Annotated in this window: 14 protein-coding genes; 13 read left to right on the top strand and 1 reads right to left on the bottom strand. The window is 61.3% G+C overall.

Features of this window, described 5'->3' with window-relative positions:
• Positions 1-225 precede the first annotated feature (225 nt).
• From xseA to SM754_RS19715, 10 genes are all read left to right on the top strand, one after another.
• A complete protein-coding gene (xseA, locus tag SM754_RS19760; RefSeq protein WP_323677857.1) occupies positions 226-1278 on the top strand; it encodes an exodeoxyribonuclease VII large subunit in 1053 nt (350 codons plus the stop codon).
• A 2-nt stretch (positions 1279-1280) separates the two neighbouring features.
• On the top strand, positions 1281-1463 hold the full coding sequence (xseB, locus tag SM754_RS19755) for an exodeoxyribonuclease VII small subunit (RefSeq protein ID WP_323677856.1): 183 nt from the start codon (positions 1281-1283) through the stop codon (positions 1461-1463).
• A 207-nt stretch (positions 1464-1670) separates the two neighbouring features.
• Complete coding sequence (locus SM754_RS19750; protein ID WP_008364407.1) at positions 1671-1949, top strand: hypothetical protein; 279 nt, start codon at positions 1671-1673, stop codon at positions 1947-1949.
• Between the two features lie 6 nt (positions 1950-1955).
• Positions 1956-2375, top strand: coding sequence for a DUF7985 family protein (locus SM754_RS19745; protein WP_323677855.1), 420 nt, complete (start codon positions 1956-1958; stop codon positions 2373-2375).
• Positions 2376-2403: 28 nt separating this feature from the next.
• Positions 2404-4140, top strand: a complete 1737-nt coding sequence (locus SM754_RS19740) for a DUF8186 domain-containing protein (protein ID WP_501993831.1) — start codon at positions 2404-2406, stop codon at positions 4138-4140.
• A 3-nt stretch (positions 4141-4143) separates the two neighbouring features.
• Positions 4144-4980 (top strand): hypothetical protein, encoded by an 837-nt coding sequence (locus tag SM754_RS19735; protein WP_323677853.1) that lies wholly within the window; start codon positions 4144-4146, stop codon positions 4978-4980.
• Positions 4981-4982: 2 nt separating this feature from the next.
• A complete protein-coding gene (locus SM754_RS19730; protein WP_323677852.1) occupies positions 4983-6098 on the top strand; it encodes a TrbL/VirB6 family protein in 1116 nt (371 codons plus the stop codon).
• Between the two features lie 2 nt (positions 6099-6100).
• Positions 6101-7222 (top strand): TraC-like domain-containing protein, encoded by a 1122-nt coding sequence (locus SM754_RS19725; RefSeq protein WP_323677851.1) that lies wholly within the window; start codon positions 6101-6103, stop codon positions 7220-7222.
• Positions 7215-9440, top strand: coding sequence for a VirB4 family type IV secretion system protein (locus tag SM754_RS19720; protein ID WP_323677850.1), 2226 nt, complete (start codon positions 7215-7217; stop codon positions 9438-9440). Before SM754_RS19725 ends, SM754_RS19720 begins: the two co-directional genes overlap by 8 nt.
• Positions 9433-13257 carry an ATP-binding protein gene (locus SM754_RS19715; RefSeq protein ID WP_323677849.1) on the top strand — a complete coding sequence of 1275 codons (3825 nt, stop codon included), beginning with the start codon at positions 9433-9435 and terminating at the stop codon, positions 13255-13257. Before SM754_RS19720 ends, SM754_RS19715 begins: the two co-directional genes overlap by 8 nt.
• Positions 13258-13262: 5 nt before the next feature.
• Here SM754_RS19715 and SM754_RS19710 read toward each other — a convergent pair whose 3' ends face one another.
• Positions 13263-14558: an RNA-guided endonuclease TnpB family protein gene (locus SM754_RS19710; RefSeq protein WP_323677848.1), complete on the bottom strand. Its 1296-nt coding sequence runs from the start codon at positions 14556-14558 to the stop codon at positions 13263-13265.
• Between the two features lie 58 nt (positions 14559-14616).
• Between SM754_RS19710 and SM754_RS19705 the strand changes: the two genes are divergently transcribed.
• The 3 genes from SM754_RS19705 (at position 14617) to SM754_RS19695 (ending at position 17229) form a co-directional block, all read left to right on the top strand.
• Positions 14617-14751 carry a hypothetical protein gene (locus tag SM754_RS19705; protein ID WP_323677847.1) on the top strand — a complete coding sequence of 45 codons (135 nt, stop codon included), beginning with the start codon at positions 14617-14619 and terminating at the stop codon, positions 14749-14751.
• A gap of 70 nt (positions 14752-14821) precedes the next feature.
• A complete protein-coding gene (locus tag SM754_RS19700) occupies positions 14822-15706 on the top strand; it encodes a bifunctional DNA primase/polymerase (RefSeq protein WP_323677846.1) in 885 nt (294 codons plus the stop codon).
• Entirely contained in the window at positions 15703-17229 is a 1527-nt protein-coding gene (locus SM754_RS19695; RefSeq protein ID WP_323677845.1) for a primase-associated protein, read from the top strand. Before SM754_RS19700 ends, SM754_RS19695 begins: the two co-directional genes overlap by 4 nt.
• The last annotated feature ends 188 nt before the right edge of the window (positions 17230-17417 follow it).

Here is a 17417-nt window from a genome sequence, read left to right as displayed (position 1 = left end):
CTTGCAGGGTCGCTGAGGCCATACCATCTCAGCATTCACCCTGCTCTTTGGTGTGGGAATCGTTCTATGACACCCTCGTACAGACGAGTCAATCCCGATTCGATTTTTCCGGCCATTGCTCCTAACTCCGGTCTGATAGATTCTTATTTCGGGTTTGACTTAAACAAAGGGCAGGGGAGCGAAGATACCTTTTTGAGTGTTCTGTGCAGAATTTAGCAGACGTGCATGGCGGACACTCGCGATACTGAGCAACAGGCGACCGACGCCGACGCAAGAGAGGTCCTCAGCGTTTCACAGCTGAACGACCAAATCGCATCTGTCGTCGAGGAGACGCCTGCCCTCAACGGCGTCCGCTGTATTGGCGAGGTTACGGATCTCCATCAGAACAGTACCGCCCTCTATTTCACCCTGACTGACGGCGACGCCGAGCTTCCCTGTATGCTCTGGGCGAACCGCTATCAGAAGATGGACGCTGACCTCGAGGACGGAACGGAGGTCATCCTCGAAGGCGATATCGACTACTGGACAGAGGGCGGGAAAATCGACCTCAAGCCGTGGGAAGTGATCGTCGTCGGCGACGGCGACCAAGCAGCTGCTGTCGAGCGGCTGCGCAGCGAACTAGAAGAGCGTGGCTGGTTCGACGACGAGCAGAAACAGCGCCCGCCGGCGTTTCCAGAGCGGGTTGGGGTCGTAACCTCCCTCCGTGGCGATGCCCGCTATGACATCCAGAACGCGATCCACGAACAGGACCCTACCGTCGACATCCTGGTGAAGGACGCCACCGTCCAAGGGTCGGAGGCGCCCACGTCCATCGCGAACGGCATCCACCATCTCGACCGCTCCGAAGAGGTCGACTCGATCATCGTCGGCCGTGGCGGCGGGAGTGATTCGAACCTCCAGGCGTTCAACACCGAGCGGGTCGCGGAAGCTATCTTCACCGCGAACACCCCGATCGTCACGGCGATTGGGCATACTGACGACCGGTTAATCGCCGATCAGGTCGCGGATGTCCCGACGATCACGCCGACGGCCGCTGGCGAGTATATCGTGAATTCCCGCGAGGAGTTCTTCGCGGGCGAGGTCAAGCCGCTGGCACAGCAACTCGACGCCGCGTACGAAACCTTCGAGCAGGAGCACGAACACGAGGCGGAACTGGCAGAGGCTGTCGAGGAGGTGACGGCACCAGAGGGTCTTCCGCCGGTCTACTACAAGGCCGCTATTGCCGTGCTTCTGGTGCTGTTGCTGCTCATCACTGTGCTCTGGCTGGGGGTGATCTAAGCGTGGCAACAGATTCCGAAATCCACGACCGACTGAGCCGCGTCGAGGAGATTATTGAGCAACTCGACGCGGACGAGTGCGACCTTGATGAAGGCACAGCACTCCATGAGGAAGGTCAGGAGCTCTTGTCTGAGGTGCGAGAAATCCTTGACGAGGGAAGTGGAGAAGTTGTGGAGCTCGAGTAAGCGAGCTGGTGCTCACCCTTAACCAACAGCCCCCTCACTCTTCCCTGGTTTGTTGGTTAAGTCTTTTTCTGCGACATGAACCAGTAATTCGCTTATAATTTATCCAACAATATTACATCACTTGATAGCCAGAAAGCATTTAGGTATCATCCAGCTATCGCGCCAACATGTACCGGGACCAGCCGGTACATACCCATACCCACATATATGATTACGAGGTCAGTCACCATCGAGGACATCGATGATCTGTACCTGATGTGGAACGACCACATCAACGCCTCCGCCCTCTATCGCCGCGCCCTCCGCGAGGAAATGGAAGTCCGCGGTGTTGATCCCGATGAACTCCGCGACCTCCTCGAACGGGCCCGCGAGCAGGGCTACACGCTCGAAGAGATTGCCGAGGACACAAACCGATTCGACGACCTCCAGTCGCTCGTCGAAGAGCAGCAGAACCAGCCAACGGCTGGAGACGCTACTGATGATTGACCCGCTATGTCACAGGACAAGATCCCCTCCGACTCTGAACGTCGCACCGACACCGAGTCACTACTGACGGGCAGGATTCCCAGACAGGCCGCGCTGACGTTCGTCTTCCTGGGCCTGTTCGCTGTCGAGCCAGTTGCCGCTCAGGACAACGCTGTCTGTAGCGCGGACAACCTCCCGAGTATGATTGAGGGATTCTTCCAGCTGACAACCGCGCTGGGGATCGTCGGCCTCGCGATCGTCTGGCAGGCTGATTCCCTCATCGAGATGTTCACCCTCAATCCCGAGCAGAAGAAGGGCCTCAAGCGCCACAAACGGTCGGCGATGAAGTCCGCGGTCGTCCTCGTCGTCCTCGGCCCGCTGTACACCGTCGCCGGGTCGATAATGGGCCTCCCGCTGGCGCAGTGCGTCGATCTCGTCCCCTGGTAACCACCCCGCAGTCCCCGTTGCGAGCCCTATGAACCATCGAGAGCTCTCCGTGCTCATGGCCGGCTTGCTCGCGACGAGCCTAGTCACGGGTATCGTCGCCGCTGACCCGCCGCGACCGGGGACGGAGGAGAACGGGCTCTCCGAGAACGAATCCGCGACCCTCTGGTCTCGCGACGCAGACAACTATATCGGCCAGGAGGAGTACCGCCAGCGGTACGGCGAGAACCGTTCCGCTGTCCATCAAGTAGCAAACGGGACGGACATTACGTTCAAACGACCGCCGGCGACTGCGGCGACGTGGACGCGGAACGACTTCGAGGACCTCGACGCCGGCGGCCCAGATACGTCCCTGCATCCGCCGCACGCGGATCTCGAGGACGGCGTCTTCATCGAAGATGCTCACGCAACGATCTTCGCGGTCCAGCCCTCTACTCGTGGCCACCTCGAGTCCGGTGAAACCCCACTCTACATCGCGCCGAATGGGACGATGCGCGGGTTCGTTGATTACCGCGTTCGTGTCCCCAACGGAAGTTCCTCCGGCAACACGACTATCTCGTGGTCGCTCACGGAGCACGAGATCGAAGAAGTCCGGTTGAAGAAGGACGGCGAGACCATCGCCGAGCGTGACGGAGCCCATACGCCTGCCCTCGACTACCAAATCGAGGATGACTGGAGTGCGAATCTCACGCTGGAAGCGGAGATAAGCGTCCGACTGAAGAAAACCGTCAGGACCGACCTGGGTGACCGGACGAACGTCGACGTCACCTATCAGACGGACTCACGCAACGTCTCCGATTCGATCGCCGTCGAGATTTACGACCTCTCGGCGTCCCCCTACTACGCTGAGTATCCGAACGGCGACGCCGGCGTAGCCATCTTCCAATCGCGGCCGTGGCAGGGGTACACGCTCACGGACGACGGTGAGACACGGGTCCGTGGAATCTGGCGGTTCTACACGGCTCGGAACACCAACTGGGACACGCTCGTCCGGTCGAATCGCACGGATAGTGCTACCGTCCAGTCGGACGCGATTCCGGTCTCCGTCCACGCGTATCCCTCGCGGATCGGCCCGCGTGCAGAGCCGGTTCGAGATGGGCCGGAACTCATCGATACCTGGGGGACTGACCGCCCGTCACCGGTCGGCACCATCGGTGAGAACATCAACATCGACATCGTCAACCAGTCGTACACGACGACGTACGGCGTCGCCGTTCGAGCCGAGAACGTCGATCGAGAGGCGCTGCACGTTGCGGGCATCGTCCGGGGCGTGAACGCCTCGATTGTGGCACCTGACGCTAGCTCAGAGCGGCAGCTCCGGCGCAGTAATCTGACTGTGGATGTTCTCCAGCAGAACGAAAGTCAGGCCACACTCCGCATCGAACTCCGGGATAACGAGACCGGCGCACCAATCGTGCTCAGCGATCCCGACCGACGATTTCCAATCGGTGGGAACACTCGCAACGGGTACATCACCGTCGCGGAGCAACGTGTCGAGACCAACGCCTCCGGGGTGGCGATCGTGACGATCGATGAGCCGGGGATCTACACGGCTCGGTACCATCCGGGTTCGTGGCTCGGGCACGACCCCGCGTATGTGAGTGCGACGGCAACAGCTCGGTGGCATCCGCTCGGCACCATCGACGGTTGGTTCGCGTTCATTTTCGAGGTTGGCTGGCAGCTCATCCCATTCATTGTGATGTTCTATGCAGGCACGCGGCTCCTCCGTATGCTCGGTCCAGAAGACAGCTTCCAACGGAACTCATAGTTCATGACTAGCAACCACCCACAAATCAGTCGGCGAACCGCCCTCCGAACAGTCGCCAGTGCTGCGCTCGCAGGCGTCGCTGGCTGTCTGAACGACAATGGCGGTTCTGGAACGCCTAGTGACGGAACGACCTCTCCAGACGGCCAAGGCCCGCTCACGCGTATCGCTGTCGAGGGGACTACACTCGTCGTCGAACTCTCCGAAGAGGCCGACGTTGACCAGGTCAACCTCATCCAACCGAACGGCGAGCTATTCGGGAAGCGTGACGTAGCCGCAGGTGCTCAGCAGGTCTCGTTCGAAATCGGTACCGCGTATGCGCCCGGTGAGTACCGCGTACTCGCATTGAAGGGTGAGGAGACAGTAGTCGAGACCACGACTGAACTGCGTCCAGGGATCCAGATACAGGATGTTGGACTCTATCGGAATAATCCAGATAAGCCGTGGGACGAAGTCTATGGTGAATCAGAGACGGACCGGATCAAGAATGGTGAGGCATTCGTCACAGTAGAGAACACAGGGAGCGGTCCGGAAGCGATAACTGAACTGATCTTCTCCGGGGACGTTCCCAATCCGATTGAGAACCCCAGAGGAAGTGGAATGCACGAAACCGACCGGGTAGTAGTCCCCCCTGGAGAGACGGCCGACCTGTTCAGTAATTCGTTTCCGTTCGGCTCAGAGAGCGAGGACGGAATGGGGTGTTCCCCAGACGGTAACAGCGGCCAGTTCACGGTTATCGTCGAGACCCGAGTCAGTGGCAATCGGGTTACGAGCACCTACAATGTCGAGTATTCCGGGTCTAACGAGATGACTGACTGTGAGGTCACGATCACGGAGGCCTGACGATGGTTGATCTCATCGACGTCGTCCTCGAGGGTATCAAGGACGTCGTTGATTGGTTCATCGGGCTGTTCATGGACGGTCTCAGATCGGGGTATGAGACTCTAACTGAGGGGATGTTCGGAACCCCGACCCCAGAGACGAACGGAGCATTTGTCTTCGGTGAACCAACCAACGCACCCTGGCCAGCGATCCACGATGCTCTCATCGGCGGCGAAATCATGCTGGTCGCCCTGTTGCTCCTCGTGATGAGCGTTCAGGGCCGTCACACGGTTCGGATCTTCAATATTGGAAGTACCTATGAAGCCCGAAAAACGAAGAAGACGGCCTGGGTAGGTGCTTTTCTAATCATCACGTGGTACTGGGTTGGAACTCTCGCACTCTACCTCGTCGACGGGTTCACTATTGCACTGATGCCGGATCTTTCCTCCGTAGCCTCGGCAATGCTTCAGTTCTTGGGTGCAGCCATCACAAACCCAGGGCTGGGGCTATTGTTCGCCGTGATTGGTGGAATCTCGATGTGGGCGTTGGAGGCGCTGTTCTACATCCGGATGATTCTGCTGTATGTCTACCTGTACGGAATGCCGATTGCATTTGCACTGGCCTACGGAAACATTCCGGTCGTATCCGATATCGCGATGGGGTTCTGCAAACGGTTTGTCCCGTTGGCTGTCCTCCCGCTCCCGGCAGCGATGGTCCTCAAGGGGTACGACTTGATCTACTCCGGTGGGACTCTCACGCCAGGATCAGCGTTCCTCAAATACCTCGTCGCTGCGTCCCTCCCACTGGTCGCCCTCTACATCACATGGAAGACATTCAAATACGCGACGCCGTTGACGGCCAAAGTCGTCGGCGGGGCGACAAAAGGTGCAGCCCTCATCGGCGGTGTCGCCGCCGGGGCCTACGTCGGTGGCGCCGGCGTCGCGACGACCGCCGCTCGATGGGGGCCGAAAGCCGCCGCCGGCCAGGCCGTCGCACAAAAAGCGGCTGCCCGCGGTGGACACGGAGAAGACGGTAGCGGCACGCCGTCGTACCGCCGTACCGAGAATGACCCCGGTGGAGCGACAGCGGAATCGGAGAGTAACGAACACGGTATGGACTTTGACCGCGGTATCCACTAACAATGTCAACAGACGAAGACGCAGCCGCACGGCGCATCATGGATCAGTTCGGCGAGGAGAGTCGCATCCCGTATCTCAATATCGAGGAAGGCGACGTCGGCATGCTCATCGCCTTCCCCATTATTGGGCTGTTTATCGCGGGCCTCACCGGGATCGAGTCGCTTGCCCTCCCGTTCGTCGCTGGCGGGCTTGGATTTGGCGTCGCCGTCATCTACGTCTCACCAACCCACCTGAATGCCTGGACGTGGACCAAAGACGTCTATCGATACCTCAAACGGCCTCAGGTCACGTTCAGTGCGCCCGCCGACGCCGACACGAGTACCAACGAGTCAGAGCGGAACGAAGGCGGACTCGCGAACTACACGCCGTTCAAGCCGGACGAGCGGACACAGGACCTCACGAACATCAAGCGAGCGTGGCCGGGCGCTGGTGCTATCCAGCGTGAAGACGGCGCGATGGAGGCGTTCATCGAGATCGATCCGGCCAACATGGACTTCGCGATGTCCGACGACTGGGCGCAGCTCCAGGACGCTGGCGAAGAGTTCGCTAACAAAGAGCTGGACTCGAAGCTCAAACTCCACGCCACAACCCGTTCTTTCCCGGTCGAGCAGATCACCGAGACCATCGAGGAGCGCCTCACTGACGAAGACGTCACGGAGAACCCGATCTTCCGGGAACTCCTCGAAGAATATCGGGAGACACGGCCGAAGGAGATGCGTGACCGGGGCATTCAGCAGGTCCGGTACTACATCGGCGTTGAAGTCAGCCCGATAGAAGTGTACGACCGCTTCCGCGACGAGGGCACCCCCGCAGAGAAGCTGACCCAGTTCCCGGTCATCGGGTTCCTGTTCAACCCGTTCGTCACCCGCCGCGAGGACCTCACCGACGTCGAGCGCCGTGCGCAGATGTTCGAGAAGCTCGACAGTCGCGTTAACGACGTTCGCTCCGAGTTCATCCAGCAAGCGTCGGGGTGGTCCGCACGCCGGCTCAGCACGGTCGAGCTGTTCGTCCTGAATATGGACTTCTGGAACGGTCGCGAACACGACTACGATGATGCAGAACGTGTCGTTCGCGACCAATCGATCATCGGCCACTCGCGCCGGGAGGACCCACACGATGCGTAACGTGATCCTCCAGACTGGTGGTGGCGCGCTTGGCACCGTCGCCGGGTGGCTCCAGAATCTGACGCCAGCAGAGAGTGCAGTACTTGCCCTTGCAGTGGGTCTCGGCCTTGGCGTCGGCAGTAAGTACCTCTGGGACCGCTTCACTGCGGATGATGAACCAGACGTGGACTTTACCGATGTCCTCGACGAGGAGACACTCGAAGAAGGCGAGGCCGAACGCCAGCTCCTCGACGACATCTCCGAGTCACACAAGACGGTGACCGCGCCGGCGGCGATTGAGTGGGAAACGCGAGCCGCACAGGTCGGTGAGCAGTGGACGTCGACGCTGTACATCGCTAACTATGCCGACTATCCCAACGACGGGTATCTGAGCGACCTCTTCGAGATGACCGACGTCCAGTTCGATCTGACGGCCCATATCACGCCGAAAAATCAGGAGCGGGCCCGGAACGAACTGCAGGACATCGCTGACGACCTTCAGGTGGACGCTGACCTCGAACAGAGTATCCGGAGTGCCTACCTACAGGAACGCGCCAACGAGGCTGCAGCGACGTACAAGGCCGTCGAGAACGGCGCGAACGTCTTCGACCAAGGGATGTTCATCACCGTGCGGGCCGACGAGAAAGACGACCTCAGAGACGCCGTCCAGACGGTCAAGAGTGCGCTCCGGGACGACCCGGCGAACCTCACGCCGAAGACGGCCATCTGTCGCCAGGATCTCGCCCTCCAGTCCGCCGCGCCCATCGGCGACAACGAGTTCGGCCGGACGTCGATCGCACTCGGCGGCGCCGTCGGCGCGTTGCTGTCCTCGCCGCACAACGCGACGATTCTCGAGGAGGGCGGCGTCGAGTTCGGGATCCACAAGGACAATCAGAGCCCCGTGGTCATCGACCCGTTTGCGCGAGATAACGGGTACGCGATGTTCACCGTCGGCGACACCGGGTCGGGAAAGTCGTTCAGTTCGAAGCAGAACTTCATCCGGTCGATTGAGCAGAGCAAGGACCGCATCGGCATCATCCTCGAACCATTGAACAACTGGGCCGGCGTCTCAGAGGCGCTCGACGCCAAGCGGATCACGGTTGGCGGGACGCTCGGTCTGAATCCGCTGGAAATCCGCGAGACGCCCGAACACGTCCAGCGGGCGATGGGTGAGGACGCGAGCCCGTTCAACGAGAAACTCGACGACGCGATGAGCTTCCTCACGAACTTCTTCGCCCTCCGGGGTATCTCACTGGGAGATCGGCGCACCACGCTCGAACTCGCCCTCAAACGTGCCTACCAGCGCAACGGGATCACCGACGACATCTCGACGCACAGCAATCCGAGTCCGACCATCCGCGAGATGATGGACGTGTTCGAAGATATGGTCGACGACCCCGAGGAGTTCGTCGTCCGGTCCGACGAGGAGGCGGGGAAGATCAAAGAGGACGCAACGTGGCTGCTCGATCAGCTCCGTCCCTTCGAGGACGACGGTCGCCACGCCAACCTCGGCCAGGAATCCGACTTCGACATCCGGGACGAGAAGGTCATCTACCTCGATCTGGCCCAGCAGGAGGGCAGCGTCGACAGCAGCACGGCGCTGACGATGCAGCTACTCATCTCGTTGGTCTACGAGCGGGCGAAAGTCTCGGAGAAGGAGGTCGTGTTCTACATCGACGAGGCACGCTACATCATGCAGGACGCCGCGAGCCTGGCGTTCCTCGAAACGGTGTTCCGGCACCACCGCCACCACGACCTCTCGATCCGCCTGGTCACCCAGACCGTCGACGAGTTCTTCGAGCACGCCGAATCCGAGGCCATCCTGGATCAGTGTGCGGTCAAGCAGTTCCACCGGCTCGACGGGATGGACGAGGAGTGGGCCGACGAGTTCGGGTTGAACTACGCGCAGATGCGGTTCGTCCAGGACGCCGTGCCGGGCAACGAGGACGCCGGCTTCTCCGAGGCCCTCGTGGGCGTCGACGGCGAGTGGCGCGGCATCCAGGTCAAAGCGATGCCCAAGGAGAAGCAGGTCATCGACTTCGACCCGACCTCTCAAGTTCGGTCCTCGCTGCCCGGCGCCGGCGACGACGCCGTCGATACCGAGATGCAGGAGTTCCAGGAAGAGCTCGAACACCGAGCAACGAACGGAACGAACGAAACGAGCGAACTGAACGAGGAATCAGACGCCGTCGAAGCCGAACCAGACGGCGGGTCAACGGAGGGGACCAACGATGGCTGAGTACCTTCGCGTCACGCCGACATCCGAGCGACTTGACCCGGAGAGTATCCCCCGAGTCCTCGACAGCCTCCACAAGCTGACCACGCCCGGCTCGTCGGGCCTCGGGGCGAAGCTGAACCCACTCCACAGTGAGACACCACCCCGGTTCGAGTTCCTCGCGATCTGTGATGGCCCGGACGACCCAGTAGAGTTCTTCTACGGGGCCGATGCGCACCTCGATACGCTCAAGAAGCGCCTGCGTTCCATCTATCCGGCCACGTTCGACATCGAGCGCGTCGACGTCGACGTCGCCGCTCGGCTCATTCAGCCAGTCGAGTTCACACCGCAGGAATTCGTCGACCACTACGAAGCCGGGCGGCTGCAGTACGAGTTTGGTCCGGCAGAACAGTACGACATCGTCGACGAGGAATCAGGGGACTCCGAGGCAGCCGAAGCAGACCCCGTTGTCGACGGCGGTACGGCAGCCACGAGCATCCCCGATCATCACGTGACTGTCGGGGACTCAGCCCTCGAAATAGCGCCGCCCGATGCACTTCCAGACGACGAGGAAGAGCGACGGGCCATCGAGAAGCCGACGATGACACCGGCGGGAACGATTCTGGCTCGCCCGGCACAGGATGCTGTCTCGCCGCTTGGGGTCCGGTGGTGTGGCGCCGCGTCGCGGAAGCAGGACTGGATGACCTCGCTGACGCCGTTCACGGCAGAGGAAACGAACGGCGATCTCTCGTCCGTCGACGAGCCCGGCGCGGCGCTGGCGTCGCTAATCGACCATCTGATGGAGGCGACAGCGCCGACAGCGTTCCAAGTCGTCTTCCAACGGCGTGCCAGCTGGCAGTCCGACGCGGAGGTGCGGAAAGAGGATCTCGTCGACGGCCGCGACACGTTCTTCCAGGAGGTCGTCGGTTCGTTGCTCGAGGTCGAGGAGCAGCGGAGCGACCAGGACGACCGGCAGGTCAGCGAGGTCGTCGAGAAGCGGATCGAGTACATCGATGCGAAGAACGCCAAACGGTCGTTCACGGTCAACATCCGTGCCGTCGGCGTCCCCACCGACGACACCCACGACGACCTCGATGCCCGGATGGACTCGCTCCTCCCCGTGTTCGACCCGCTTGATGGACCGTTCTACGAGGTCGAGGGGCAACGCCTCCGGGACAGCGGCTTCCGTAAGAAAACGAAGGAGAAGAAGGCACGGGCCGCTCTCCAGCGCCTCCTCAACCGCGAGTTGACGACGGGACGAGGGAAGACCCGCCCCGAGCTGGTCCTCAGCGGGACGGAGCTCGCGAACTTCGTCCTCGTCCCCTCTTCCGAACAGTTGACTGTCGAAGGGACGCGGGGGACCAGGGCCGAACAGCAGAGTCGGAATCCGCTCCCGTGGCCGAACCCGGATCTGATCCAGCAGTTCCAGGAGGGGATGGCCATCGGGTACGCGCTCGACGAGAACGGTGAGCCACGGCCGGACCCCATCCGGATCCCGCCGGACCTGTTGCCGACGCATTACGGGCGGTTCGCGTCGACGGGTGGCGGGAAGTCGAAGGCCATCATCAACGACGCCCTCTCGCTTCGCGAGTCGACTGGTGGCCCCGTCGTCCTCGTCGACCCGAAGGGGGACGGAATGTGTGAGAACTACCTGCGCTGCCACTACGAGCGGTTCGGTGGTCTCGACGACGTCTACCACTTCCGCGTCCCGGAGACCATCCCCGCGTTCTCCTTCTTCGACATCCGCCCCGCGCTCGAGGCCGGTCGCAACCGTGAGGACGCGATTCAGGACAAGGTCGACCACTTCCACGACATCCTCCGGATGATTATGGGACGCGAGCAGTACGGGCAGGCGTTCGTCGCGAACGAGATTCTGAGCTACCTAATCAAGGCGCTGTTCGACGAGGAGTACGGGAGCGACGTGTTCGGGCTGGACGACCTCTTCGCCGCCGCCCTTCGGATGCAGCGCGATCAGACGATTCCCCCGGTCTCGGCGGACAACCAGAACATCGAGGAATCGCTGACGCGCCACTTTGCGAAGGACAACCACCAGTTCCAGGTGTCGATGGACGCCGTCGGGAACCGCCTCGACAAGCTCAAAGAGGACGCGCATCTCCGCCGGATCTTCAGCCACGTCCCCAAGCAGAATGACGCCGGCGAGTACGTCGACAACCGGTTCGACTTCCGCGAGTTCCTCGATGAAGACGCCACCATCATCTTCGACCTCGGCGACCTCCGCCCGGAGGCCCAGCGGGCGATCACCCTGCTGCTGTTGAGTAATCTCTGGGACGCCGTGCAGGTGCGCCGACGCGACGGCCAGACCGACTACGAGAAGCTCACGAACCTCATCATCGAGGAGGCGGCGCCGGTCGCGTCGACGAAGCTCGTCTCCGAGCAACTCCTGCCGCAGGGCCGGTCGTTCGGCCTGAGTATGGGACTCGTGATGCAGTTCCCCGAACAGGTTCGGAACCGGAACGAGCGGGCCTACGACGAGGTGCTGAACAACATCAAGACGAAGCTCATCGGCAACATCTCGATCGAGCGCGACCTCACGGAGTCGCTTGCCCACGAGGACCTCAGCCCGACCGAACTCCGCAACCGAATCAACACGCTCCCAAGTGGCGAGTGGATTGCGCAACTCCCGAGCCCGTCGTTCGGGGAGACTGGGCCGCCGCCGTTTTCGCTGAAGCCGCTCCCGATTGCGCCGGGGCATCCAGAAAGCGACCAGCCGCTCACAGAGCCCCAAGAAGACCATTTCGAGTCCGTGTCCCGGCCACGGATGGTCGAGCGGACACAGGCCCAGTACGGGCTGACAGAGCCGACTGAGTCGAGCACTGCCCCAGAGGAGACTGGCTGGGGGAGTTTGGGGGCCGAAACGACGGGCTCAGCTGCCGACGGCGACTCAGGAACGGATCCGACGCAATCCGCGTTCATCAGCGAATCGACGACCGAGGACGCATCGACGTCGACCACCCAGCCCGAGACGGACAGCGATCCAGATGCAGACGAGTCCGAGATGAGTCACCTGTTCGGACAGACTACTGAGACGGACGAGGACCCAACTGGTGACCAAGCACCACAGCCGGAGAACGGGGCAACGCCCGTCCAAGAAAGCAGCGTACCCGTCCCCGATGACGAACTCCGACAACGCGGACTCAGCCGTGACGACGTCCGGTTCCTGAATCGGGTCCTCGACGTGATGAACCGAGAGGACGACGAGTACACGCTACTGGACAGGATGAGCCAGCTCCGAGACGAATACGACGACCTCCATATGGAGCGGCTCACGGAACAGGACCTCCTGGAAGCGGACTCCGCGGCGGGGCGCAAGTACTACACCGTCCTCCCGGACGGTCGAGACCTCCTCGGGAGAGAGTTGAAGGCGGGGCCAGGAGCGGGCGATCTCGGCGAGAAAACGCCACACAAGGTTGGCGTCCGGCTCCTCGAGCTGTGGCTCCACCAGCGGACCGACGTCGGTCGCGTGGAACCGTACTACGAAACCGACGACGGCACGGTATTGGACGTGGCCGGCTTCGACGAGGGCGGCGATCTCGTCTGGGCCGGCGAAGCAGAGCTCGCGAGTAACAACCGGCACGCCCCGGTCGAGGATTACGACAAACTCAGCGCGGTGGACGCCGACGCGATCTGGGCCTTCAACAATCGCGAGACGGCGCTCGACGTATTGGAGAGCCTTGCCGACGCGGATCGAATCGACGAGCGGGTCAGCGGGCGGGCGGCACGGTCGTTCGCGACCATCAGAGACGCCGTCGACGACCTCGATGCTGCGGGCCTGACCACTGTACGGGGCTTCAAAAATCTCGATCAAGAACTCAACCAGTGACATCCTCACTCGCCCTGATGGACGGAGCTTCCTACAAGGGGAAATCTGGTCTCAGAGGTTTCGGAACCGTACTCCGAGAGAGTCATCTGTCGGGGTTCCCGACTCGTCTCTCGGCGTTCCGTGGCCCTGTCACAGGGGCTCCCATTCCGTGGCGTGTCATCGCGCTCCGATTTCCAAGGAACGCTCTCACCCCACGGATCGACGCGGCGAGCGATGTTCGCCGCGGCGTTGATATCGGCTTGGAACGTGGTGATGTGGCACTCGTCGTTCGTGCAACGGAACTCAGCCTGTTCGTCACGACAGCCGACGTGACGGCAGGCATGGCAAATCTGCGAGGTATAGTGCGGCTGGACGTGCTCAACCGGAATCCCTGCCTCGAGTGCCTTGTCCTTGATTCGACCTTGAAGCTGAGCGAAGGCCCACGAGTGCAGCCGTCGGTTCATGTACGCGCCGTAATCCAAGTTCTCACGAATGTACGACAGATCCTCGAGCACGATTACTGGGTCGTCGAACTGGCGGACGTATTCGACGGCCTTACGCGAGGCCTTCTCGACGATATCCGTAAGCGCATTCTGGTGGTAGCCGAGTCGTTCCTCGATTCGCCAGTCAGCGGCATCAAGTTCTTGGAGGCGTTGCAGCGTAGTATACATCTCCTTGCGGAGGTGTCGTGCCCGGCCACCGTCGATCAACAGTGGCTTCGTCGGCGTGTCACGTTGCAGGGCACAGCCCGTGATCAACGCACTTTCGCCGATATCGAATCCGACGAAGGTCGGATCTTCGTCTGGATCGGGATCGTCGACGGTGTATTCGACGGAAACATGGAGGGTCCACGTTCTCCGGTTATGGACCAACCGGAATTCGCCGATAGAGACCTCACCATCGAGCACGTCAAACCAGAGCGATTCCTGTGCCGGATTGATCCGCAACGGGATCCAAAAGGCGTTGCCACGGCCAGCTTGCGGGACCCGCCAGCAGAACTCGTACTCGCGGTTTGGCGAATGATCGAGACGGAAGCCACGGTTGGTGAATCGAACTGGCTGATCGTCAGCCAGTTCGTCAGCATCGAAAGTCTCCCGCAGCTGTGGGACGTACTGTTTGAGCGCGTCTTTGGCGTAGGAGGTGAGGTCGTAGTCGGTGACGATGTCGTTGACCGCCGATTGCGTATCCGCCCCGCTCTCGAAGGCAGTGTGGAGTGCGTCGCGGTACGTCGCTACAGTGTCCTCAAGCCGACGCTGCTTGTGTGCCGTCGGCGGGACTGTCGTTGCCTCAAGCGTCTTCGAGACGGTTCGTTCGGCGGCCATCCGACGGTGAACAGTAGCACCGTAACACACAAAAAGAACACGGTAAACTCACGTATGTATGGGAAAAGAAGTCCGGTTCACAGTAAGCGACGACCAGCACGAGCGCCTCACCGAACTCAAGGACGAACGCGGTTACACCTGGAAGGGGCTGATGCTCGAAGGCGCGAAGTGCTTGGAACGCGAGGACTCGTAGAGGGCCGACAATCAGCCAATTGGGGGAGTCATCTGCACCATGAACGGCGCCATCTCCCACTAGAGGAAAGATGACCTGGCGACAGGCGACCCGCGAGGAGATTTACGCCTACTACGCCGAGGAGTTCCCAGGCTATCTGGATGACCTGCCGGAATTCATCACGGCGACCGGCCCGAAACAGTACGCCATCGCCTTCCACGAGTCCCACCCGGTTCGCAAAGACGAGGTGCCGGACAAGGACTTCATCCGGCGGGATACGTGGCAAACAGATGCGTCGGGCGACCGAACGACGCCCGAATTCGACGACTTCGAGGACGTTGTCGAGTTCATTCGGCATCCAGCCCGCAACGACCCGCTGGGGCGGAGCGAGTTCGCACTCGCTGATCCGGAGGTACTGGAGCAACCGGACCCACAGCCCGACGCCGTCTACTACGCACTGGATCACTGGGAACGACCCTGGGTCCTCCTCGTCGACATCGACGCGAAAGAGATCGCCCGAGACAGAGCGGAGGAGCTGGTGTCGGCGGACGTCGAGGATCAGGACGACGATGCGCTTCTCGATGCTGCGGGTATCCTCGACGCCGCTCCCGAGGGGTATCCGTACGCCTTCGAAGACATCGACCGCGCCATCGAGTACGGGTTCGAGCTGAGGGATATCTTCGAGGACGATTTCGACGCCGAGGAGACGATGGTCGTGTACAGCGGGCAGGGGGTCCACGTCTACCTGCTGGATACCGACCCGGCGCACCGATACGACGAGCAGAGCCGCGAGGTGTTGAACGACCTCCTCCTCGAGACATACGACATCCCGATCGACCCCGTCGTGACGGCCGACCGCCGGCGTGTCGCTCGCCTGCCCTACTCGCTGCACGCCGACGTCTGTAGCATCGTTCAACCAATCGAGAGCCCGGCGTTCGACGTTCGGTCGGCGACACCCGAGGTGATCGACGAATGAACCCGAGTACCCCCACCGACGACGAGGACATGGCGTATCGGGTTGCGGCACTCCCGCTGGAGTACGGTGAGACCCGCATCAACCAGCTGTTTACGCGTGGCTACAACCGATACGTCGTCGACGGCGAGGACCAACCCGAGGACCTCGTGAACGACGTCGAGCGGTTCGGGACGGCGGCGTTCAAAGAGCAGGTTCGTGCCGAGGCCGCCAAGGATCCGTTCGTCGACGAGCCAGGGACGCTTGCCGTGCTCGCGACGTTGAGTGCGATCTGTGTGAAAGAGCACCCGAAGTTCGAGCACGCGTCGCCCCGGAACATCCAGGTGCTCTACGACATCCGAGAGTTGTACGTCAACAATCTCGCCTCCCTCATCCGCGCCCACGGCGATGGGTCACTCCAGCAGGACATCGCCGACGTGCTGTACAGCAAGGAGCCCGGTGAGGATGGCCCGCATCCGGGTCGGGTCTGTACGGGTATCACGGAGATGCCGGAGTTCGGGGAGGGCCTGTACCTCGAAATCCCGATGGCGGCGGCGTCGCGCAAATGTCTCGTTCGAGCGGAGGGCGAGTCATCGACGGGGAGTGACGATGGCGGGGAGATACTGACGCGAGTGAAGGACAACAACCTGTACGTCCCGGTCGGTGATTTCGACAGCAAGTATCGGAACTACGCTGAGCGGGCGTTCAAGAAGCTCCTGCGGGTGCAAGAAGACGGACTCTCCGATGACCAGCTATCGTGGCTGACCACGAACGAGTCGGCGATTACGGAGCGGATCGACCGCTTCCTCGAGACCGGCCATCACGAGCGAATCTGGCGGAACTGGGACCGTGGGGAGCGGACGATCCGAGTCCTCCGGCGGGCCCTGAGTGACGCGCCCAACGACGTGGCGCAAAAGGGCGAGTTCCACACGGCGAAAGAGCTCTACCGAGCGGTCGAAGCGTACGACGCCGAGGATGAGTGGGAATCCTCTGTAACGGACTGGATATCGAGTCCGAGCAGTCTCGCGAAGACGCTGGCCGACCACGAGCCCCACTCGGCCGTCACGATCGACCGCGACGGGCGCGTCAATACGTACCGAATCGGACGAGCCGGAACCGGCGCCGAACAGATTGAAGTGCGAGAGATCGAGGACCTCTTCGAACTTCCCTGTATGGCGAATATGGAGGAGCGGCTACACGAGAAGAAGCCCGTCCGGAAGGACCTCTACAACTTCGCGCGGATGGTGATGTGGCTGCCGCAGTATCAGGACAGCAGCCTCGACGAGATCGTCGCGGACCTCAAGGACGTTTTCTCCCGGTGGCCGTGGTACGACGAGCAGGAGACCGAATACCAGGTTCGCTACGAGTTCTCGAACACGATCGACGGCGACCCGCCGTTGCCGATGAACTGTGATAACGACGATCTACAGCGCTACTGTATCGGCCAGGACCAGTGTCCCTACTCAATCTGGGGCAGCCTCCCGTTCCCGGATGAGATGTACGAGCAAGTGGACGAGCAGTCCGCCGGTCCCGCTGAGCAATTCTAAATCATAGTCTTCCCTCAGATTGTCGAGAATTGTTTGCAGACCAAGGACACTCCCTTCTGAATCCTCGTCGAGCAATTCTCAGCGTCTAACACGTCCAGAATCGAGAGAATCGGGGGTAATCCACAATTCGAAATGTCGAGACGGACAACCTCGAGGGGGTCAGAATAGGTGAAGCAGTGACCCCAAAG

The organism is Halorubellus amylolyticus (assembly GCF_034808145.1).
Classification (GTDB): Archaea; Halobacteriota; Halobacteria; order Halobacteriales; family Natrialbaceae; genus Halorubellus.
Note: the sequence above shows the minus strand (reverse complement) of the source record. Positions and strands in the feature narration are given on the sequence as shown.